This is a genomic window from Pseudomonas sp. B329 (genome assembly GCF_023127835.1).
GTDB classification, from domain to species: Bacteria; Pseudomonadota; Gammaproteobacteria; order Pseudomonadales; family Pseudomonadaceae; genus Aquipseudomonas; species Aquipseudomonas synxantha_A.
Genome location: NZ_SPKP01000063.1, coordinates 67,739 through 86,507, shown reverse-complemented (window position 1 = coordinate 86,507; position 18,769 = coordinate 67,739). Strand labels below are relative to the sequence as shown.

The 18,769-nt window shown below is 60.6% G+C and carries 22 protein-coding genes; 12 read left to right on the top strand and 10 right to left on the bottom strand.

Features of this window, described 5'->3' with window-relative positions:
• Positions 1-58 precede the first annotated feature (58 nt).
• Both E4P00_RS27545 and E4P00_RS27540 read left to right on the top strand, forming a co-directional pair.
• Complete coding sequence (locus E4P00_RS27545; protein ID WP_122733683.1) at positions 59-1,378, top strand: PAS domain-containing methyl-accepting chemotaxis protein; 1,320 nt, start codon at positions 59-61, stop codon at positions 1,376-1,378.
• 76 nt (positions 1,379-1,454) lie between these two features.
• Positions 1,455-1,973: a DUF1003 domain-containing protein gene (locus tag E4P00_RS27540; protein ID WP_032879806.1), complete on the top strand. Its 519-nt coding sequence runs from the start codon at positions 1,455-1,457 to the stop codon at positions 1,971-1,973.
• On the opposite strand, the gene E4P00_RS27535 is transcribed toward E4P00_RS27540, so the two are convergent.
• Complete coding sequence (locus tag E4P00_RS27535) at positions 1,970-2,854, bottom strand: LysR family transcriptional regulator (RefSeq protein WP_248133388.1); 885 nt, start codon at positions 2,852-2,854, stop codon at positions 1,970-1,972. The two genes, E4P00_RS27540 and E4P00_RS27535, sit on opposite strands and share 4 nt — an antisense overlap.
• An 80-nt stretch (positions 2,855-2,934) precedes the next feature.
• Between E4P00_RS27535 and E4P00_RS27530 the strand changes: the two genes are divergently transcribed.
• The gene (locus E4P00_RS27530) at positions 2,935-3,642 is read left to right on the top strand and encodes a CTP synthase (protein WP_032881250.1); all 708 of its coding nucleotides are present in this window, start codon (positions 2,935-2,937) and stop codon (positions 3,640-3,642) included.
• A complete protein-coding gene (locus tag E4P00_RS27525) occupies positions 3,639-3,959 on the top strand; it encodes an antibiotic biosynthesis monooxygenase (protein ID WP_032879804.1) in 321 nt (106 codons plus the stop codon). The genes E4P00_RS27530 and E4P00_RS27525 overlap by 4 nt, the downstream gene beginning before the upstream one ends.
• Before the next feature lie 46 nt (positions 3,960-4,005).
• Here the strand turns inward: E4P00_RS27525 and E4P00_RS27520 are convergent, their stop codons facing one another.
• Positions 4,006-4,329, bottom strand: coding sequence for a DUF2025 family protein (locus tag E4P00_RS27520; RefSeq protein WP_005790675.1), 324 nt, complete (start codon positions 4,327-4,329; stop codon positions 4,006-4,008).
• 232 nt (positions 4,330-4,561) lie between these two features.
• Between E4P00_RS27520 and E4P00_RS27515 the strand changes: the two genes are divergently transcribed.
• The 4 genes from E4P00_RS27515 (at position 4,562) to E4P00_RS27500 (ending at position 9,110) form a co-directional block, all read left to right on the top strand.
• Entirely contained in the window at positions 4,562-5,689 is a 1,128-nt protein-coding gene (locus E4P00_RS27515; protein ID WP_032879803.1) for a glycerophosphodiester phosphodiesterase, read from the top strand.
• Positions 5,690-5,779: 90 nt separating this feature from the next.
• A complete protein-coding gene (locus E4P00_RS27510) occupies positions 5,780-6,094 on the top strand; it encodes a PepSY domain-containing protein (RefSeq protein WP_032879802.1) in 315 nt (104 codons plus the stop codon).
• 145 nt (positions 6,095-6,239) lie between these two features.
• On the top strand, positions 6,240-7,262 hold the full coding sequence (locus E4P00_RS27505; RefSeq protein ID WP_032879801.1) for a transporter: 1,023 nt from the start codon (positions 6,240-6,242) through the stop codon (positions 7,260-7,262).
• 234 nt (positions 7,263-7,496) lie between these two features.
• Positions 7,497-9,110, top strand: coding sequence for an inorganic phosphate transporter (locus E4P00_RS27500; RefSeq protein ID WP_103734767.1), 1,614 nt, complete (start codon positions 7,497-7,499; stop codon positions 9,108-9,110).
• Between the two features lie 58 nt (positions 9,111-9,168).
• Here the strand turns inward: E4P00_RS27500 and E4P00_RS27495 are convergent, their stop codons facing one another.
• The 3 genes from E4P00_RS27495 to E4P00_RS27485 are packed head-to-tail and all read right to left on the bottom strand — an operon-like array spanning position 9,169 to position 11,833.
• The gene (locus E4P00_RS27495) at positions 9,169-10,143 is read right to left on the bottom strand and encodes a biotin-dependent carboxyltransferase family protein (RefSeq protein WP_248133387.1); all 975 of its coding nucleotides are present in this window, start codon (positions 10,141-10,143) and stop codon (positions 9,169-9,171) included.
• Positions 10,140-11,018 (bottom strand): allophanate hydrolase subunit 1, encoded by an 879-nt coding sequence (locus E4P00_RS27490; RefSeq protein WP_216091998.1) that lies wholly within the window; start codon positions 11,016-11,018, stop codon positions 10,140-10,142. The genes E4P00_RS27495 and E4P00_RS27490 overlap by 4 nt, the downstream gene beginning before the upstream one ends.
• Before the next feature lie 56 nt (positions 11,019-11,074).
• On the bottom strand, positions 11,075-11,833 hold the full coding sequence (locus tag E4P00_RS27485) for a 5-oxoprolinase subunit PxpA (RefSeq protein WP_248133386.1): 759 nt from the start codon (positions 11,831-11,833) through the stop codon (positions 11,075-11,077).
• Between the two features lie 105 nt (positions 11,834-11,938).
• Here E4P00_RS27485 and E4P00_RS27480 point away from each other — a divergent pair, with 105 nt between their 5' ends.
• Positions 11,939-12,856: a LysR family transcriptional regulator gene (locus E4P00_RS27480; RefSeq protein WP_248133385.1), complete on the top strand. Its 918-nt coding sequence runs from the start codon at positions 11,939-11,941 to the stop codon at positions 12,854-12,856.
• Here the strand turns inward: E4P00_RS27480 and E4P00_RS27475 are convergent.
• Positions 12,853-13,749, bottom strand: a complete 897-nt coding sequence (locus E4P00_RS27475) for a LysR family transcriptional regulator (RefSeq protein WP_248133384.1) — start codon at positions 13,747-13,749, stop codon at positions 12,853-12,855. The genes E4P00_RS27480 and E4P00_RS27475 overlap by 4 nt on opposite strands.
• Positions 13,750-13,855: 106 nt before the next feature.
• On the opposite strand from E4P00_RS27475, the gene E4P00_RS27470 reads away from it, so the two are divergent.
• Positions 13,856-14,614, top strand: a complete 759-nt coding sequence (locus E4P00_RS27470; RefSeq protein WP_005790690.1) for an SDR family oxidoreductase — start codon at positions 13,856-13,858, stop codon at positions 14,612-14,614.
• An 8-nt stretch (positions 14,615-14,622) separates the two neighbouring features.
• Here E4P00_RS27470 and E4P00_RS27465 read toward each other — a convergent pair whose 3' ends face one another.
• Complete coding sequence (locus E4P00_RS27465) at positions 14,623-15,060, bottom strand: multidrug/biocide efflux PACE transporter (protein WP_005790692.1); 438 nt, start codon at positions 15,058-15,060, stop codon at positions 14,623-14,625.
• Positions 15,061-15,147: 87 nt separating this feature from the next.
• Between E4P00_RS27465 and E4P00_RS27460 the strand changes: the two genes are divergently transcribed.
• Entirely contained in the window at positions 15,148-16,002 is an 855-nt protein-coding gene (locus E4P00_RS27460; protein WP_078822136.1) for a LysR family transcriptional regulator, read from the top strand.
• A gap of 20 nt (positions 16,003-16,022) precedes the next feature.
• Here the strand turns inward: E4P00_RS27460 and E4P00_RS27455 are convergent, their stop codons facing one another.
• Genes E4P00_RS27455 through E4P00_RS27445 form a run of 3 tightly spaced genes read right to left on the bottom strand, consistent with a single transcriptional unit; the run spans position 16,023 to position 18,061 of the window.
• Positions 16,023-17,252: an RNA polymerase sigma factor gene (locus E4P00_RS27455; RefSeq protein WP_248133383.1), complete on the bottom strand. Its 1,230-nt coding sequence runs from the start codon at positions 17,250-17,252 to the stop codon at positions 16,023-16,025.
• Positions 17,249-17,599 carry a YciI family protein gene (locus tag E4P00_RS27450; RefSeq protein WP_005790698.1) on the bottom strand — a complete coding sequence of 117 codons (351 nt, stop codon included), beginning with the start codon at positions 17,597-17,599 and terminating at the stop codon, positions 17,249-17,251. Before E4P00_RS27450 ends, E4P00_RS27455 begins: the two co-directional genes overlap by 4 nt.
• A gap of 42 nt (positions 17,600-17,641) precedes the next feature.
• Positions 17,642-18,061, bottom strand: a complete 420-nt coding sequence (locus E4P00_RS27445) for a nuclear transport factor 2 family protein (RefSeq protein ID WP_078822138.1) — start codon at positions 18,059-18,061, stop codon at positions 17,642-17,644.
• A 145-nt stretch (positions 18,062-18,206) separates the two neighbouring features.
• Here E4P00_RS27445 and E4P00_RS27440 point away from each other — a divergent pair, with 145 nt between their 5' ends.
• On the top strand, positions 18,207-18,698 hold the full coding sequence (locus E4P00_RS27440) for a GNAT family N-acetyltransferase (RefSeq protein ID WP_248133382.1): 492 nt from the start codon (positions 18,207-18,209) through the stop codon (positions 18,696-18,698).
• Positions 18,699-18,769: the final 71 nt, after the last annotated feature.

Genomic DNA, 18,769 nt, shown 5'->3' with positions numbered 1-18,769 from the left:
CGGGGTCAGGCGCAAATACATGGATACCGCATATGCTTGCATGCCCGAGCCCTCTAACATGCTATTTAACACCCACAAGAAAACCATCAGCACCCTGCAACACAGCATTGCCCAACAGGCCAGCCTGCTGGATGCCATCGAGCGCTCCATGGCCGTCATCGAATTCGACCTGCAAGGCACTGTGCTGCGGGCCAATGAGAACTTCTTCAAGACCATGGGTTACCGCGCCGAACAGGTCCTGGGCCAGTCCCACCGGATGTTCTGCACCCCCGCGTTCGCCCGCAGCGCCGAGTACAACCAACTGTGGACGCATCTGCGCAACGGCCAATTTCAGTCGGGCACGTTTGAGCGGGTGGGTGCCAACGGTGATTCGGTGTGGTTGGAAGCCAGCTACAACCCGGTACGCGATGAAGCCGGTCACGTGACCAAAGTGGTGAAGTACGCCATGGATGTCACCCCACGCCTGCAAGCCGAAAGTGAAGCCAACGCCAAGCTGCAAGCCATCGACCGCGCCATGGCGATGATCGAGTTCAATCTCGATGGCACCATCATCACCGCCAACACGAACTTCCTGCAGCGCATGGGGTACAGTCTGGCGCAGATCCAGGGCAAGCATCACCGCCTGTTCTGCACACCCGAACTGGCCAACAGTGCAGCCTACAGCGAGTTCTGGAAACGCTTGAACCAGGGCGAGCTGTTCAATGGCCAGTTCGAGCGGGTGGATAAAAACGGCCAGGTGGTGTGGCTGGAAGCCAACTACAACCCGGTGTACGACGCCAGCGGGCGCCTGTGCAAAGTGGTGAAGTTCGCCTCCGATGTTACCGCCCGGGTCCAACAACATGCCACCGAGGCGCAGAGCGCGGCCCAGGCTTATCACCTGTCATTGAGCACCCAGGAGATGGCCGAAAAAGGCGCCGAGGTGATCCAGAAAACCGCCACCGGTATGCGCGAAATTGCCCGGGATATCGACACATCCTCGCAACTGATCGCCAAGCTCGGCGAGCGCTCGCAGCAGATCACCGCCATCGTCAACACCATTCGCGGCATCGCCGACCAGACCAACCTGCTGGCTCTCAACGCCGCCATCGAAGCCGCACGCGCCGGCGAGCAGGGCCGTGGCTTTGCCGTGGTTGCCGATGAAGTGCGGCAGTTGGCGGCGCGCACCAGCGGCTCCACCGCCGAAATTTCCGGCATGATCGCCATGATCCAGGACGAAACCCGCCAAGCCATCGACAGCATGGACGCCACCCGCGACCGTGCCGCCCACGGCGTAGAACTGGCCAACCAGGCGGGCACGGTGATCCTGCAGATTCGCGAAGGCACCGGCGAAGCGGTCCAGGCGGTGAGCGCGTTTGCCAACGACCGGGGCAATCGCTGACCGGTTCTTCATGCAGGTGGCTGGTGGGCTCGGTCTATAGTGTTGGTTGTCTTTACGCTAAGCACTCGAGCCCGCCATGACCCCAGACAAACCCGAATCCGCCCCCACCGACCACTTGCGTTTCCACCGTGGTCACGCGCACCTGGCGCCGACCTTTGGCAACGACACCTTTGCCCTCAAAGCCGAGGCCTTCGCACGCTTTTTTGGTACCCCGACCTTCCTGGGCGCACAAACCGCGATCGTCGTGTTGTGGGTGGTGCTGAATGTGACCGGCGTCACCCACTTCGACGTCTACCCGTTCATCCTGCTCAACCTGGCCTTCAGCCTGCAATCGGCTTATGCCGCGCCGCTGATCCTGCTGGCCCAGACGCGCCAGGCGGCGCGGGATAAAGCTCAGTCCGACGCCGACGCACAGCATCGCGAAGCCCTCGCCACCGCCAACACCGAACGCCAGGCCCAGGCGGCCCAGACCACCAAGCAATTAATGGAACTGCTGGAGCAGAATACCCGGCTGACGGAAATGACCAAGCAACTGACCGAGCGCATCGAGACCCTGACGTGCGAAATGCATGCGCAGTTTGTGCGTAAAGCCTAACTTCGCCGCCCGCGCACATGCCGCCCCAGTTCATCAAACAGCGTGACCACCGAGCGCAATGCCCGGCAATCAGGCCGTGTCAACAGCCACAGCGCGGTGTCGTGCCCTACCAATGCAGGGCTCAGTGCTTGCAAGCCTTCGCCCATTAGAAAATCCGGCAACGCCGCCACACCCAACCCGGCGCGCACCAGTTCAGTCACCGACTGCATGCTGTTGCAGCAATAACTGGGACGCACACCTGGCAAATGTTCACGGCGCCAGGCTACCGTGGGGTGGTCGGGCAAAAAGTCGTCCGGAGCGATCCAGGCCAGGTCGGCCAGCGCCTGGCCTGCATGCCGATGAGCATAGTCGGCACTGGCGTACACTTGGTACGCAACAGTTCCCAGGCAACGTCCGACCAGATGCTCCGGCGGTTTGCTGGTCAGGCGCAGGGCAATATCCGCATCACGACGGCTGAGGTTGGCGAAGTCATTGGACGTGCTCAGTTCCAGCACCAGTGCTGGATAGGCCGGCATGAACTGCGCCAGGGCCGGCAGCAGCAACCCTTGCAACACCGAGTCGGTGCAGGTCAAGCGCACGGTGCCGCTGATCACTTCTCCACCCTGCTCCACACCAATGCGCGCAGCCTCCAATGCGAGTTCTGCGCGTTCGGCCTGTTGCGCCAGGTTGCTCGCCAGGCTGGTGGGCAAGTATCCGGCGCGGCTTTTTTCAAATAAGGTCTGGCCCAGGGCCGACTCCAACCGCCGCACCGCACGGAACACCGTAGACACGTCCACCCGCAGCAACGCTGCTGCCCGCGCCAGGGTGCCGCCACGCACCAGGGCAAGGATCAATGACAGGTCGGGGTAGTCAAGTTGATAGTGCGTGACTGCATTGAGCATGTGCGTAAATGCCAATATTGATTGCGCGAACGCCAATTTATAGTGGGTATCAGCACACCACAAGCCATGGGACATACACGATGACAGCCCCCGCCCTGCACCTCGCCCTGGTCGGCGACTACAACCCTGATGTGATCGCCCACCAGGCTATCCCGCTGGCGCTACAGCAGGCCGCCGCCGCCCTGGGTCTGAGCGTCCAGGTGCAATGGCTCGACACCGACACACTCACCTGCACCTCTGCCCTGCACGGTTTTGACGGCTTCTGGTGCGTCCCCGCCAGCCCCTATCGCGACACCGAGGGCGCACTGCGGGCAATCCGTTTTGCTCGTGAGCAAAGACGCCCTTTCCTCGGCACATGCGGTGGTTTTCAACATGCTGTATTGGAATATGCCCGTAACGTACTAGGTTGGGCCGATGCAGAGCATGGCGAGTTGGCTCCAGACGCTGAACGCGCCGTCATCACGCCCCTGAGCTGCTCCCTGGTAGAAGTGAACGACACCGTGCGCCTGGCCCCTTACACCCGTATTGCCCAAGCCTACGCCAGCGTGGATATCCACGAAGGCTATCGATGCCGCTACGGCATCAACCCCACGTTTGCTGGCGCACTGCTGGAAGGCAACCTGATTCCCACCGGCCACGATTCAGCGGGCGATCTGCGCGCCGTGGAGTTGCTCGACCATCCGTTCTTCGTCGCCACCCTGTTCCAGCCTGAACGCGCTGCGCTGAACGGCATCACCCCGCCCTTGGCACTGGCCCTGCTCAAAGCGTGTCGAGGGGCATTGGTATGATCGCCAAGACACCGGCCCCGCCTTATTACGCGGTGATTTTCAGCTCACTGCGTACCGATGGCGACCAGGGTTATGGCGAGGCCGCCTCGCGGATGCTGGCACTGGCGGCGGAACAACCTGGGTTTCTCGGGGTGGAGTCGGCGCGAGAAGATGGGTTGGGGATCACAGTGTCCTACTGGACCAGCGAAGCGGCGATCCTGGCCTGGAAACAGCAGGCCGAGCATCGGCAGGCGCGTGAGCGAGGGCGGGCCACTTGGTACACAGCGTTTCACACGCGGGTATGCAAGGTAGAGCGGGCGTACACCTACCCTCGTTGAAACACTAACCCTCATTTGACCCTCACCGACCAGAAAAAGCTGCGGGCTAGCTCACCAAACTGCGCAACGCACTGATCTGCGGGATCTCCACCCGGCGCATATACACCCGCAACGGTTCGGTGATGTTGATGCGGTCATCGATGTTCTGGTCCAGCAGCAACTGTATGCGTTCGCGGCACAGGGTCATGGTGTGGTCGGCGGCCGGTAGCCAGACGAATTCGGCAGTGGGGATGATGCCGTCATCGGCCACGTCCATGCCGAAGGCATCTTCGCTGAAACGCACAATGTACTGGCCGGTCTTGCGATTGAGGCCGACAAAACCCTGGAGTTGGTCGGCGGCCTGGCAGATAAGTTCTGAAGTGATGCGCATGGTAAACCTCACTGAAAAGTCCCATCGGGACTGGAAAGATGGTTTACACGCGTGGCAAAAAATACTGCCCTCTGACGGGGCAGCTATGGCCAAGAATACTGCAATGCAGCACAAAAAAACCGACAAAATTGGCTCGCGCGCACGTTAATGTCGGTTTGGTGATAGCGCCTTTCGCAATCAATTGTTAAAAAGGACACCTTCTCAAAGTTACCTCCACGAAAGGACTTCGCATATGCCTGTCACGTTTACCAAGAGCGCCTTGCTGCTGGCGTTGATGCTCGGCCTTGGCCAGGCACAGGCTGCCGACCCGGTCAGCCCGGCTGAATTGGCGACAAACGAAGGCATACCCTACCCTGCCGTGATCGCTCACCGTGGTGCTTCCTACGACGCACCTGAATCCACCGCCGCCGCCTACAAGGTTGCACGCGACCTGGGGGCCGACTACCTGGAACTGGACCTGCAACGCAGCAAGGACGGCGTGCTGTTCGCCCTGCACGACAACAACCTGCAGCGCACCACCGACGTGGCCACCAAGTTCCCCGAGCGCAAAGACGCGCCTGCCAACGAGTTCACCTGGAAAGAACTGCAAACCCTCGACGCCGGCAGCTGGTTCAACGCCGCCTACCCGGACCGCGCGCGCCCAGGCTTCGTTGGCCTGAAGATCCTGAGCCTGGACGACATCATCAAGATCGCCGAAGGCAACCCCTCGCACAAACCCGGCCTGTACATAGAGACCAAGGAGCCCAAGCAGTTCCCGGGGATCGAAGCCGACCTGAAAAACAAGCTGCTGGACAAGGGCTGGCTGAGTTCCGCCGGCTCCAAGCTGGGCAAGAGCAACACCGGCGTCGGCCAAGGCCGTGGCCGCGTGGTGCTGCAAACCTTTGAAGTTGCAAGCCTGCAAGAGTTGCAGAAAGAAATGCCCAACACACCGAAGATCCTGCTGTTGTGGGTGGGTGAAGGCAGTATCGAGCCCAAATCCAAAGTCACCTTCGCCGAGTCCGGTGAAACAACCAAGGCTGCCTACTACGCCAAGCAAGAACCGAAAGACGCCGCCGAATTCGAAAAATGGGTCGACCAAGCCAAAAGCCTTGGCGCCATCGGCACCGGCCCGTCGGCTGAACTGACCGACCACGGCGACCAGAGCTACACCGACCTGGTGAAGCCTGAAATGAACAAGCTGACCCACGACAAGGGCCTGTTGGTGCATGTGTACACCGTGGATGAGCCGGTGGATTTCGAGAAAGTCATGAAGGCCGGCGTCGATGGCATCTTCACCAACCGTGCCGCCGAGCTGCTGAAGTTCTACAAACGCTGGCCGTCGTCCAGTGTTCAGGACCTGCTCAACGACCATAAGTACTAAGGGCATTGGTGTCAGTGAGCCATTAAGGATGAGTTAAGTTGCGCCGGTTAATCTGGCGCCACTTAAACAGTTCACCCAAGAGGACACACCATGAAAACTTTGACTGCCCTGTTCGCTGCCACCGCCCTGACCCTGACTGCCGGTCTGGCCCAGGCGGATGTTCGTCCGGATCACATTGAAGGCCTGCTCAAGTCCGGCGCTGTGATGTCTTTCGACAAGCTCAACGCAGCAGCCGTGGCAACTCACCCTGGTGCTTCGATCACTGACACCGAACTGGACACCAAACACGGCGTCGCCGACCAGTATGTCTACGAAGTGGACCTGACCGATACCACCGGCAAGCGCTTTGAAGTGAAGCTCGACGCCAAGACCGGTGCTGTACTGGAAAACAAGCAAGACACCTGAGTTGCATCCCCAAAAAACGCGCCACCTTCGAGTGGCGCGTTTTTTTATGCGCGCCTCAAACCGTCACATAACCGTCATACCGCCTTGCAATGATTCGCCTAGGAACCTGTGAAACGTCCTACAGGCCCTTTCTCTGCGAGCCGCCATGAATCACAGCATCGACCACGCCCATCAGGACCCCGACCTGTTTGGCCTGCTTTACGGTTTCCGCTTTCGCCCCGGCGAAAAAGGCCAGCAGATTGACTCAGCCACCGCCCTCGCCGCCTTGCAGCAGCCACAAGATCCGGAAGAGTTTCTGTGGCTGCACTTGAACCTCGCCCACGCCGCGTGCGAGCGCTGGATGCAGGCGCATTTGTCGCTGCCGGAGGAATTTTTTGAAGCGCTGCATGAAGGCTCGCGCTCCACACGCATCGAACATGTGGACTCGGCCTTGTTGGCGGTGGTCAACGATGTGGTGTTCAACTTCAGCAGCATGGTGTCGTCGGATATTTCCACACTGTGGGTATGCGCGCGCAGCCGCTTGCTGATCAGTGCGCGCCTGCAACCACTGCATTCGGTGGATAAATTGCGCTCGTCGGTAAAAGCCGGTGAACACTTTCGCTCGCCCCTGGAACTGCTGGTGCATTTGCTGCGCGACCAGGGCGAAGTGCTGACCCAGATCGTGCGCAAGACCAGTATCAGCGTCGACCATATCGAAGATCAGTTGCTGTCTTCGCGCCTATCCACCAATCGCGCCGAACTGGGCGCTGCACGCCGTGTATTGGTGCGCCTGCAACGCCTGCTGGCGCTGGAACCGGGCTCGCTGCTGCGCCTGCTCAACCGTCCGCCGCAATGGCTACAAAAGGAAGACGTGAAGGAGTTGCGCAAATCCACCGAGGAGTTTGCGCTGATCATCAACGACCTGACGGCCCTGGGCGAACGTATCAAGCTGCTCCAGGAAGAGATCGCCGCCAACCTCAATGAGCAAAGCAACCGCACGCTGTTCACCCTCACGGTGGTGACGGTGCTGGCGTTGCCGATCAATATCATCGCCGGCTTTTTTGGCATGAATGTGGGTGGGGTGCCGCTGTCCCAAGACCCGGAAGGTTTCTGGATATTGGTGGCGCTGGTCGCGACTTTTACCTTGATTGCTGGGCGGTGGGCGTTCCGAAAGCGCAAGGACTACTAACATTGAAATGCAATCAAACTGTGGGAGGGGGCTTGCTCCCGATAGCGGTGGGTCAGCCAAAAAATCTCTGACTGATGCACCGCTATCGGGAGCAAGCCCCCTCCCACATTTAAACCGCACTGATTTGTAGACCGGCGGCACACGAGATTGCGCCAAACACTGATCTGTCGCAGCACCCTTGTAACATTCTGCAATGATCATTAAGGCCATCCTCCTCACACTGGATGCTCCGGCATGGCCACCCCTTCCCTGACTGCCTCCCCCCACGCTTCACCCTCCTCCCAACCCCGGCTGGACACAAAACCAGGCTTGTTGACGGTGATCATGTTCTTCGCCGTACTTGCGATGGGCCTGCTGTTCACCGCCTACAGCCTGATGCACGACATGCACGAAATGGGCGCCCAGCTCACCACCTGGACGCCATTCCTATTGCTCGGCGTGGCGTTGTTGATCGCTCTGGGGTTTGAGTTTGTCAACGGCTTCCATGACACCGCCAACGCAGTGGCGACGGTGATCTACACCAACTCGCTGCCACCGCATTTTGCGGTGGTGTGGTCGGGCTTTTTCAATTTCCTCGGCGTGTTGCTTTCCAGTGGCGCGGTGGCGTTCGGCATCATTGCCCTGCTACCGGTGGAGCTGATTTTGCAGGTCGGTTCATCGGCCGGGTTCTCCATGATCTTCGCCTTGCTGATCGCCGCGATCCTGTGGAACCTGGGCACCTGGTGGCTGGGCTTGCCAGCCTCGTCGTCTCATACCCTGATCGGCTCGATCATTGGCGTAGGCGTAGCCAATGCCCTGATGCACGGACGTGACGGCACCAGCGGTGTGGATTGGAGCCAGGCGATCAAGATTGGTTATGCCTTGTTGCTGTCGCCGCTGATTGGCTTTGCGTTTGCCGCCTTGCTGTTGCTGGCCCTGCGCGTCTTTGTCAAAAACCGCGCGCTGTACAAGGCACCCAAAGGCGACACGCCGCCGCCCTGGTGGATTCGCGGGATGCTGATTGTTACTTGCACCGGCGTGTCGTTCGCCCACGGTTCCAACGATGGGCAAAAGGGCATGGGCCTGATCATGCTGATCCTGGTGGGCACCTTGCCGATGGCCTACGCGCTGAACCGCACCATGCCTGCCGATCAGTCGCTGCAATTTGCCGCCGTCGCTGAAGTGACCCAGGCTGCCTTGGTCAAAGCAGCGCCGCAGCCGGCACCGGGCGATTCACGTGCCACCTTGTCGACCTACGTTCGCACCAAAGAGGCCACGCCGGAACTGGTGCCCGCACTCGCCGCCATCACCGGCCATATCGGCGAAGAAGTGAAAAGCTATGGTTCCCTCGCCGCCGTACCGGCCGAAGCCGTCGGCAACGTGCGTAACGACATGTACCTGACCAGCGAAACCATCCGCCTGATGGACAAAGGCAAGGTCGGCAACTTCGACGCCGACACCCAGGGCAAGCTGCAACTGTTCAAGCAACAGATCGACAACGCCACGCGCTTTATACCGCTGTGGGTGAAGATCGCCGTGGCCATTGCCCTTGGCCTGGGCACCATGGTCGGCTGGAAGCGCATCGTGGTGACGGTGGGCGAAAAAATCGGCAAGACTCACCTGACTTACGCTCAAGGCGCTTCGGCCGAAACGGTGGCGATGCTGACCATCGGCGCGGCGGATATGTTCGGGCTGCCGGTGTCGACCACCCATGTATTGTCCTCGGGTGTAGCCGGGACCATGGTCGCCAATGGCGGGGGGTTGCAGATGAGGACCATCCGCAATTTGTTGATGGCGTGGGTGTTGACCTTGCCGGCGGCGATTTTACTGTCGGGTAGCCTCTACTGGCTTTTTACCCAATTGTTCTGACACACAGAAAATCAAAATGTGGGAGCAAGCCCCCTCCCACATTTGGTTTTATGTTTCTTCAGGGTGTGAAGAGTCCGGCCATGGCCTTCAGGCGCTTTTTGTAGACCCGCCGCGCCTCCAGCGCTTGCTCCAATGTCACCGCCACGAACCCCGCTCGCTGATTGGGCTGCATCTGCCCGATCAAGTCCAGGTCGGCGCTGATCACCGTGCCGATCATCGCGTAGCCACCGCCCGACACCGCATCGCGATGCAGCACAATCGGTTCCAACCCCGCCGGTACCTGAATCGAACCAATCGGGTAGCAACTGTCGACGATGTTGGAGGGGTCGGAGCCCGCGCCAAACGGCTGTTCCCGCGGCTGGAAGCTCAATGCGCTGCCGCCCTTGAAGCGATAGCCGATGCGATCGGCCTCGGAGCCCACCGTCCACGGCTCGGCAAAAAAGCTGCTTTTTGCCGCGTCGGTCAAGCGCTCGTAGTACAGCCCCGGCACTACGCGCAACGTGACATCACCGCCCACCGAACGACGCAACGCCATCGGCAAGCTGTTGCCCGCACGCCCCGCACCGCTGGCCGTGCCGATAGGCAACAGATCGCCCTCCTGCAAGCGCCTCCCGTGAAACCCACCGAGAGCACCAAGGGTGTAGGTGGAGCGGCTGCCAAGCACCAACGGCACGTCGATGCCCCCGGCAACGGCGAGGTAAGTCCGCGCGCCGGCCACGGGAAACTCGAAGCGCAGCACCTGCCCGGCACGCACGCTAAAGGCGGTGTCCTGATGCACCACTTCGCCGTCCAGGCGCGGCGACATCAAGGCGCCGCTCAACGCTACCAGCGCGTCTTGCTGGAACTCCAGCTCAGGCCCGATCAGCGTGCATTCCAGGCCAGCCGCGCCTACGGGATTGCCGACCAGATGGTTGGCTGCACTCAGCGCGTATTGGTCCAGCGCGCCCGATGGCGGAATGCCCAGGTGGTAATAACCTTCGCGCCCCAGGTCCTGCACGGAGGTGGCGAGGCCGGGTTTGAGCACCTTGATCATGCCAGCGCCTCCTGCAGGGTTTGCGGATAGCCAATGGGATCCGCGAGAAAGGCATCGAGGGAAAATTCGACCGGGCGAATGCGCAAATCGAAACGCCCGGCTTCCACTTCGGCGACGGCCAGGTCGTAAGCCTCCCGGTCCATCGGCTTGAACTGCACGATGTCGCCAGGACGGAAGAACACCATGTGCTCCTTGAGGTAGGCCAACTGCTGCTGCGGGTCGTAGATCGGTGCCGGGGTCACGCCGAACATCTGGTAACCGCCGGCACCGCGAACCGAATAGATACAACCAAAACAGCCGCCATGGCCCAGGGTCAGTTTCGGCGTGTCGGTGCGCGGCCGCAGGTACTTGGGCACCTGCAATTGCCGTTCGCGCTCGACCATCTGGAACATGAACGGCAGCCCCGCGACAAAGCCGACCATCGACACAAACCACGGTGCGCCACTGTGAGCGGCGATAAACGCATCCACATCGGCCAGGCCATTGATGCGTGCGGCGTATTCCAGGTCAGTGCCGCTGGGGTCTTGGTGGCGGTCACGAAAACGCATCAGGGTTTCGTGGGTCCAGGGGTCGTTATAGAGCACCGGGATCTCGATGATGCGCGTGTGCAGCGTGCGCTCGGCCACCGCCTGGGCTTCGGCACCTTGCACCGCGTCGAGCAGCACATGGGGCGCGATGCGGTCGGGGTCGAAGCGAATCTGGAAGGATGCATTGGCCAGGCACACATCCAGCACGCCTTCCAGCGCCAGGCGTTCCACGGCGCGGGTCACCGCCATGCCCTTGAAAAAAGCCTCCAGGGACATGCTGTCGCTGACCTCGGCAAACAGGTGTTCATCACCGCCGAAGCTGTAGCGGATGGGGGACGTTTCAGCCATGTCTGTTCCTCTTGGAATCATTGTAGAAAGGCAGGCAAAAAAGTGAGGTACCGCTCTTATTGGGGGGGCCGGACTTCAATACCGGCCTGGTCCAACGCTTCGCGGGTGGCTTGCACCAAGTCCAGGGCACCAGGGGTATCGCTGTGCAGGCAGATGGAATCGAATTCAATCACCAGGTCTTCGCCTTCCACGGTACGTACCAGCCCGCTCTGACAAGCGCGCAGGACACGGGCTGCAACGTTGGCAGCGTCCAGTGCACGCACATTGCGGGTGAACACGATGGAGCCGCTCAGATCGTACTCACGGTCGGCATAGAACTCGCGCACGACCGGCTGTCCCAGTTCCTTGGCAATGCGCCAGATCACCGAATTGGGCATGCAGTACAGCAACAGCGTCGGCTCGATGATTTGCAGGTTTTGCACCAATAGCCGCGCAGCCTCTTCATCGCGGGCCAGGTGCATGTAGAGCGCGCCGTGGGGCTTGATATGTTGCAAGGTCAGGCCTTGGGCGCGGGCCATTTCACGCAGCGCGCCAAGCTGGTAGAGCATATCGTCCACCAGCTCCTGAGGCGGGGCGTTGATATGCCGACGACCGAAGCCCACCAGGTCGCGAAAACCCGGATGAGCGCCGATAGCCACCCCCAATTGCCTGGCGCGCTCGACAGTGCGGCGCATGGTGCCGGGGTCGCCGGCGTGAAAGCCGGTGGCGATATTGGCCGAGCTGATGTGAGCCATCAGCTCTGCGTCGACGCCGTCGCCGATAGTCCAGGGGCCGAAGCTTTCGCCCATGTCCGAATTGAAATCCACTGCCCGCATCAAGATTGCTCCGCCATAAGTGATGCCAGGAAAGTAGGCTCGGGCTTGACCCCTTGGGAAGATCTATTATCAGATAGCCCATCTTCTGAAAATCAGATACTGACTATGTCCCTTACCTTGCGCCAGGTTCGCTACTTCGTCGCCACCGCTGAAATCGGCCAGATTTCCCAGGCAGCGATTCACCTGAATATTTCCCAGTCGGCGGTGACCACGGCGATCAAGGAGCTGGAAGCCATGCTCGGCGTGCAGTTGTTCGTGCGCTCGGCCCAGGGCATGAACCTCACCGACGCCGGTCGACATTTTCTCAACCGCGCCTATGTGATTGTGCGCAGCGTGGAAGACGCCCTGAACAGCCCGCTGCCGGATTACCGCGCCAGCGGCGTGTTGCGGGTGGCGGCGAGCTACACAGTGCTGGGTTATTTCCTGCCGCACCATTTGCAGCGCATGGAGCATTGGCATCCGGACGTGACCATCGAGGTGTTCGAGCAGGAACGCCAGGCCATCGAACAGGGCCTGCTCAACGGCCAGTTCGACATGGCCGTGGTGCTTACCGCCAACCTCACCCACGCGGATATCGTCTCTGAAATCCTGTTCAACTCCGAACGCCGCCTGTGGCTGCCCAGCCATCATCCATTGTGTGAACGCGGTGCCGTCAGCCTGGCGGACGTGGCGCAAGAGCCCTACATCCTGCTGACCGTCGATGAAGCCGAACACAGTGCCATGCGCTACTGGGAGCAGGCCGGGCAAACCCCCAAGGTGCGGCTGCGCACCAGCTCGGTGGAGGCGGTGCGCAGCATGGTTGCCAACGGTAGCGGCGTGGCGATTCTGTCGGACCTGGTGCACCGGCCCTGGTCGCTGGAAGGCAAGCGCATCGAAACCCTGACCGTCACCGACCCGGTCACGCCCATGAGCGTCGGCCTGGCCTGGCACCGCGAGCGCGCGTTTACCCCGGCGATGCAAGCCTTCCGCGATTACTTCCACGATGCGTTCCTGGCGCCGCAGCAATTGTCGGCGCGCCGTTAAAGATGGGCTTGCAGGGTGGCGGTCAACCAGTCCATGAACACCCGCACCCGCAGCGGTAAATGCCGCTGGCCGGCGTACAGTAAATACACGTCCAGAGGCGGTGCCTGGTAATCCGGCAGCACCGCTACCAACTCGCCACTGGCCAATAAATCGCGGATCCCGAGTTGGGGCACTTGGGTAATGCCAAAACCCGCCAGGCACGCCGACTGATACGCATCGGTGCTGTTGACGGTCACCCTTCCTGCCATCGGCAAACGTTGCACCTTGTTGCCCACCAGGTATTCGAACCCTGCCGAGCGTGCGCCCAGGGGCCGCACGTAATGTACCAATTGGTGATTCGCCAGGTCAGCCAATGTCGCAGGCATACCGCAGCGTTGCAGATACGCCGGGCTCACGCAGTTGACCATCGGCATGCTGCACACCCGTCGCGCCACCACCGTTTGGTCGGGCTGGGCACCGACGCGCACGACACAATCGAAACCTTCCGCGATCAGGTCCACCTGGCGGTCCGAGCCGCTGATCTCGATGTCGATCAGGGGATGGCGAGTCATGAACGTGGGCAAGTTCGGCACGATCAAACCCCGCGCCATGACATTGGGCATATCCACCCGTATGCGCCCGGCCAGTTGGGTTTCATCCTGGCGAAACAACCCTTCCAGTTCTTCCATATGCGCCAGCAGATCCTTGCTGCGCTCATACAACACACGCCCGTCTTGGGTCGCCTGCACCTTGCGCGTGGTGCGTTGCAACAGCCGTGCGCCGAGCAACTCCTCCAACGCCTGCACATGCTCGGATACCGTAGAGCGGGGCAAACCCAGGCTTTGGCCGGCCTGGGTAAAGCTCGATAACTCAGTGACGCGTACGAAGGTGCGCAGCAGCTCAAGCTTGTTCATTAGATTGTTCGCCTTATCCGGCCAGTGATTCCGATATCAGCCTGTTTATCACGTAATGACCGGACAAATACACTCAGTTCCACTAACTATCACTGAGGACTGCACCATGACCCGTAAAATCGCACTCATCACCGGCGCCAGCCGTGGCCTGGGCAAAAGCGCTGCGCTGCACCTGGCTGCGCAAGGCGTAGACATTATCGGCACCTACCACAGCGCCGCAGGCGAGGCCCAAGCCGTAGTTGCCCAAGTGGAGGCATTGGGTGGCCGCGCCGCCATGCTGCAACTGGACGTCAGCCAGAGCGCAAGCTTCGATGGGTTCGTCGGCCAGGTCGGCGCGTTGCTCAAGGATGTTTTCGCTCAGGATCATTTCAATTTTCTGATCAATAACGCAGGCATCGCTGCCCACGCCAGCTTCGCCGAGACCACCGAAGCCCAGTTCGACCAGTTGGTGGCGATCCACGTCAAGGCGCCGTTTTTTCTCACGCAAAAACTGCTGCCGTTGATCAGCGATGGCGGACGCATCATTAACATATCCAGCGGCCTGGCGCGGTTCAGCCTGCCGGGGTATGCAGCCTATGCGTCGATGAAGGGAGCGGTCGAAGTGCTGTCGCGCTACCAGGCCAAAGAGCTGGGCCCACGCGGTATTACCGTGAACACCCTGGCACCGGGCGCGATTGCCACCGACTTCGGCGGCGGCGCGGTGCGCGACAACAGCGATGTGAATGCCATGGTCGCCAATAACACGGCCTTGGGCCGCGCCGGTTTGCCGGACGACATTGGCGGGGCGATTTCGACATTGCTGGCCGATGGCAGCCATTGGATCACCGGCCAGCGGATCGAGGCGTCGGGCGGGATGTTCCTGTAGGCGCCCACCTACAGGGCTACTGGGGTTTTACCGACGATTTTCTCGCGCAACACGTCATAACCCCAGTGGTACACATAGGTGTACGGCAGGAAGAACAGCAGCACACCAATGTCGAGGATGAACGCCTCCAACAGGCTGATCTTCATCAAGGTCGCAATCAACGGCACTGCCAGCAGGATCAGGCCGCCCTCGAACAACAGCGCGTGCAGCACCCGGGTCCAGCCACTGTTGGCCAGTTGCAGGTGTGTTTTGAGGCGGTCGAACAGGCTGTTGAAAACCACGTTCCAGCTCAGGGCCAGCAGGCTGATGCCCAGGGTCACTGCGCCCATCTCCAGTGCCGGCCTGCCGGTGATCCATACCAACAGCGGCGTACAGATCAACAAGGCCAAGCCTTCAAAACCCAGGGCTTGGAAAACACGTTCAGTAATCGACTTGGTAGGGTTCATGACCCGGCTCCGTGAATGACGATGGTTGCCATGATCAGGCTTTGTCTCGATACTTCATAACCAATAACCATCGAGCAAGGCGATAGTATGGCCTCCCACGAAGTGCTCCAGGCGTTTGTCCAGGCCGCTACCCAAGGCTCGTTTTCCGCCGCTGCGCGCAAGCTGGGCAAAAGCCAGTCGACTGTCAGCGCGGCGGTGGCCAGCCTTGAGATTGACCTGGACGTTGTGCTGTTTGATCGCAGCAGCCGCAAACCCACCTTGACTGCGGCGGGGCAGGTACTGCTGCAACGGGCCGAACAGGTGCTGGAGGCCAGCAGTCGCCTGGAGTTGGCCGCCAGTCAGTTATCCCAGGGGTTGGAGCCGAAGTTGAGTATCGCCATGTCCGATACTTACCAATCGGATCGATTCGAAATCGCCCTCACAGCCTTCGAGCAACGCTATCCGGACCTTGAGCTGGAATGCCTGATCGCCGAATGCGAAGACCTGATCGCGCTGGTACAAAGCGGCCGGGCACAGATTGCGTTTATCGAGAAACAAGAGATTTACCCGCCGGATCTAACCTTCTCCTGCGTGGAAGAACGCACGGAAATCGCGCTGTTCGTTTCGCCTGAACACCCATTGGCTGGCCTGGACAGGGTGCTTGCGCACGTCTTGCAGCAACACCGGGAACTGCGCTTGGCGAGCATCATCAACCCCAATGAAAACCGCAGCACTCAGCGTGTGTGGTCGGCACCGAGTTACCTGATGTTGATGGAGATGGCGCAACTGGGTTTTGGCTGGGCACCGATTCCACGCTGGCTGGTGGAACGTTTTGGCGGCAATCAGTTGGTCGAACTCAAGGTTCGCAGTTGGCCGCGCTCGGTGGCGGTGGATGCGTTGTGGTCACGCCAACACCCACCGGGGCCTGCTGGGAGTTGGTTGCTGGGCAAGATGCTCGACTGAGCCCTCCCACATTTGGATAGTCATTGTCTGGGGGGATTGAGTTCGGCGAGGCGGCGCATGATGAAGCGCTTTTCCGGGACTTGTTGGGTCAGCGACAGAGCTTTTTCGTACGCTGCACGGGCCTCTTCAAGCCGTCCCAACTGCCGGCAAAACTCCCCGCGGGCCGAATGCGCCAAGTGGTAATCGTGCAAGTCACCGCGTTGCAAAATGCCCTCCACCAGCGCCAACCCCACCAATGGCCCCTGCTCCATCGCCACCGCAACTGCCCGGTTCAATTCGATCACCGGCGAGGGTACCGCTTTGAGCAGTACATCGTAGAGCCCGATAATCTGTCGCCAATCGGTTTCCCCGGCGCAGGCAGCCTCGGCGTGCACCGCCGCAATCGCCGCCTGCAAGCAATAGGGCCCGAAGCGCCGGGTGCTCAGCGCCTGCTCCACCAGGTTGCAGCCTTCAGCTATCAGAGATCTATCCCACAGCCCACGGTCCTGAGCATCCAGCAGCACCAGTTCGCCGTTGGCCGAGATGCGTGCAGGCCTTCGCGACTCATGCAACAGCATCAACGCCAACAAGCCCATCACCTCCGGCTCCGGCAGCAATTGCATCAGCAAACGGCACAGGCGAATGGCCTCCAGGGTCAAGTCTTCGCACGTCAGGTCCGCCCCAGTGGAGGCCGTGTAGCCCTCGTTGAACACCAGGTAAATCACGCGCAACACGCTGTTCAATCGCTCGGGCAATTCGGCTCGGGACGGCACTTGGTAAGGAATTTTCGCATCGCGGATCTTGCCCTTGGCGCGCACGATGCGCTGGGCGATGGTGGCAGGTGTGGCCAGGAACGCGTGGGCGATTTGCTCGGTGCTGAGGTCGCAGATCTCACGCAGGGTCAGCGCGGCCTGGGCATCAGGGGCCAGCGCCGGATGGCAGCAGGTGAAGATCAGGCGCAGGCGGTCATCTTCCACGTCGTCATCGCTCCAGTCAGCTGCCTGCAGCGTGTCGGCCTGCTCTTGCAGCAACGGGGTAAACCGCGCCTGGCGGCGCAGGCGGTCGATGGCTTTGAAGCGGCCGGTCGATACCAGCCAGGCCCGTGGGTTATCCGGTATGCCGTCCTCGGGCCAGCGCTGCACGGCGACAAAAAACGCCTCGTGCAACGCCTCCTCGGCCAGGTCGAAATCACCCAGCACGCGAATCAGCGTGGCAAGCACACGCCGTGACTCGCTGCGGTAGATGGCTTCGACCTGACCACTGAGCGTCATTGCGGCACGTTCAGTTCGCGCACCGGGCGTACTTCCACACTGCCGACTCGGGCCGCCGGAATGTCACCCGCCACCTGGATCGCTTCGTTAAGGTCCCTGGCGTCGATCAGGTAGAACCCGGCGAGCTGCTCTTTGGTTTCGGCAAACGGCCCGTCGGTGATCGACAACTTGCCATTGCGCATACGCACGGTGGTGGCGGTGGCCACCGGCTCCAGCGGCTCGGCGGCCAGCATCCGCCCGCTGGCCTGGATGGCCTGCGCATAGGCGAGACACTCCGAGTCGTGGGGGCTGTCGGGCGAGGTATGCAACACCTGTTCGTCGCTGTAGATCAGGCACAGATATTTCATGGCGTTCTCCGTGTTCGGATGACTGACTATAGTTCGCGGCGCTCAGGGTTCCAGATCGAACAGTGCCGTGCCGCTTTGCATATCAAAGGGCGCCGACCAGTGTTCATGCACCACTTTCCATTGGCCATTGATGCGCTGGTACCCGGCGGTCACGCGCATCCAGCAGGCTTTCACCTCACCATCGGGCCCGGCACCGCCGCAGTGGGCCAGCCAGTGAGCGAACGCGCTGTCTGGCGCTTCGACGATATGCAGTTCATGAAACTCGAAGATACCGGGGCCGGGGCAATGCTTCATGCATTCTTCCCAGTGCGCGCGGTAGGCCGCCCTGCCTTTGAACTGCAAAGCGGTTACGGCATCGAACGAGACGATATCGTCGGCGTAAAAGCTGACAATCTTGTCGATATCGCGACTGACGACGGCTTGTTTCCATTGTTCGATCAGGCGGTTGATGGCAGTGCTCATGGCGATGACTCCTTGGGGTGGAAAATCACGTAGGACACTCTTAGTCGAATGGCCTTCGTGCCAATCGACACACCACGGAAAAATAATTTCCCATAGGTCAAACCCGATAAACTGAGCCCTTCTTTGCAGCCGTTCGGATAGCCCGATGCAAACCCGCCTTGTTGCCTACGAGGCGCTCAATGCTGTGCAACAACAGCAAGTGGGCGCCATCGAAGTTCATCCTGAACAATTGCCGTTTAGCGGAGATATCTACTGCGCCCTTAATACCTTGCTGGCCAACCCAAGCCCTGGGGTCAAAGGCTTTGCGTTTTTGGCCGACGACATTCCCGTCGCCTTCCTCTTGCTCAAGCGCCCACCGTGCCTGCCCCATTGGGCCGATGAACACAGCGCCACACTGCACGCGTTGCAGGTGGATCGACATCAGCAAGGGCGCGGGTTCGGCAAGGCGTGTTTGCAGGCGCTACCAGCCATGGCGCTTGAGGCGTGGCCGCAGATCAAAGGGTTGGAGTTGTCTGTGGACACGCACAACCTGGCGGCGATGGGGCTGTATCTCGGGGCGGGATGGGTGGACAGCGGCGAGGCCTACAAGGGACGGGTTGGATATGAGCGCCGGTTGCGCTGGATATTCAGTTCATAACGGTAATGTCACGTAAACAGGACTTTCACGCGCGCCTGTCGTGTTTACGTGACATCGAATGCGGAGTCAGC

Bases quoted from the DNA above. Each gene is read 5' to 3' on its own strand.
- E4P00_RS27505 (WP_032879801.1), top strand. From the start codon at position 6,240: ATGAATCACAGCATCGACCACGCCCATCAGGACCCCGACCTGTTTGGC.
- E4P00_RS27500 (WP_103734767.1), top strand. From the start codon at position 7,497: ATGGCCACCCCTTCCCTGACTGCCTCCCCCCACGCTTCACCCTCCTCC.
- E4P00_RS27510 (WP_032879802.1), top strand. From the start codon at position 5,780: ATGAAAACTTTGACTGCCCTGTTCGCTGCCACCGCCCTGACCCTGACT.
- E4P00_RS27450 (WP_005790698.1), bottom strand. From the start codon at position 17,599: ATGAAATATCTGTGCCTGATCTACAGCGACGAACAGGTGTTGCATACC.
- E4P00_RS27480 (WP_248133385.1), top strand. From the start codon at position 11,939: ATGTCCCTTACCTTGCGCCAGGTTCGCTACTTCGTCGCCACCGCTGAA.
- E4P00_RS27440 (WP_248133382.1), top strand. From the start codon at position 18,207: ATGCAAACCCGCCTTGTTGCCTACGAGGCGCTCAATGCTGTGCAACAA.
- E4P00_RS27530 (WP_032881250.1), top strand. From the start codon at position 2,935: ATGACAGCCCCCGCCCTGCACCTCGCCCTGGTCGGCGACTACAACCCT.
- E4P00_RS27495 (WP_248133387.1), bottom strand. From the start codon at position 10,143: ATGATCAAGGTGCTCAAACCCGGCCTCGCCACCTCCGTGCAGGACCTG.
- E4P00_RS27490 (WP_216091998.1), bottom strand. From the start codon at position 11,018: ATGGCTGAAACGTCCCCCATCCGCTACAGCTTCGGCGGTGATGAACAC.
- E4P00_RS27515 (WP_032879803.1), top strand. From the start codon at position 4,562: ATGCCTGTCACGTTTACCAAGAGCGCCTTGCTGCTGGCGTTGATGCTC.
- E4P00_RS27465 (WP_005790692.1), bottom strand. From the start codon at position 15,060: ATGAACCCTACCAAGTCGATTACTGAACGTGTTTTCCAAGCCCTGGGT.
- E4P00_RS27535 (WP_248133388.1), bottom strand. From the start codon at position 2,854: ATGCTCAATGCAGTCACGCACTATCAACTTGACTACCCCGACCTGTCA.
- E4P00_RS27460 (WP_078822136.1), top strand. From the start codon at position 15,148: ATGGCCTCCCACGAAGTGCTCCAGGCGTTTGTCCAGGCCGCTACCCAA.
- E4P00_RS27470 (WP_005790690.1), top strand. From the start codon at position 13,856: ATGACCCGTAAAATCGCACTCATCACCGGCGCCAGCCGTGGCCTGGGC.
- E4P00_RS27455 (WP_248133383.1), bottom strand. From the start codon at position 17,252: ATGACGCTCAGTGGTCAGGTCGAAGCCATCTACCGCAGCGAGTCACGG.
- E4P00_RS27545 (WP_122733683.1), top strand. From the start codon at position 59: ATGCTATTTAACACCCACAAGAAAACCATCAGCACCCTGCAACACAGC.
- E4P00_RS27525 (WP_032879804.1), top strand. From the start codon at position 3,639: ATGATCGCCAAGACACCGGCCCCGCCTTATTACGCGGTGATTTTCAGC.
- E4P00_RS27445 (WP_078822138.1), bottom strand. From the start codon at position 18,061: ATGAGCACTGCCATCAACCGCCTGATCGAACAATGGAAACAAGCCGTC.
- E4P00_RS27485 (WP_248133386.1), bottom strand. From the start codon at position 11,833: ATGCGGGCAGTGGATTTCAATTCGGACATGGGCGAAAGCTTCGGCCCC.
- E4P00_RS27520 (WP_005790675.1), bottom strand. From the start codon at position 4,329: ATGCGCATCACTTCAGAACTTATCTGCCAGGCCGCCGACCAACTCCAG.
- E4P00_RS27540 (WP_032879806.1), top strand. From the start codon at position 1,455: ATGACCCCAGACAAACCCGAATCCGCCCCCACCGACCACTTGCGTTTC.
- E4P00_RS27475 (WP_248133384.1), bottom strand. From the start codon at position 13,749: ATGAACAAGCTTGAGCTGCTGCGCACCTTCGTACGCGTCACTGAGTTA.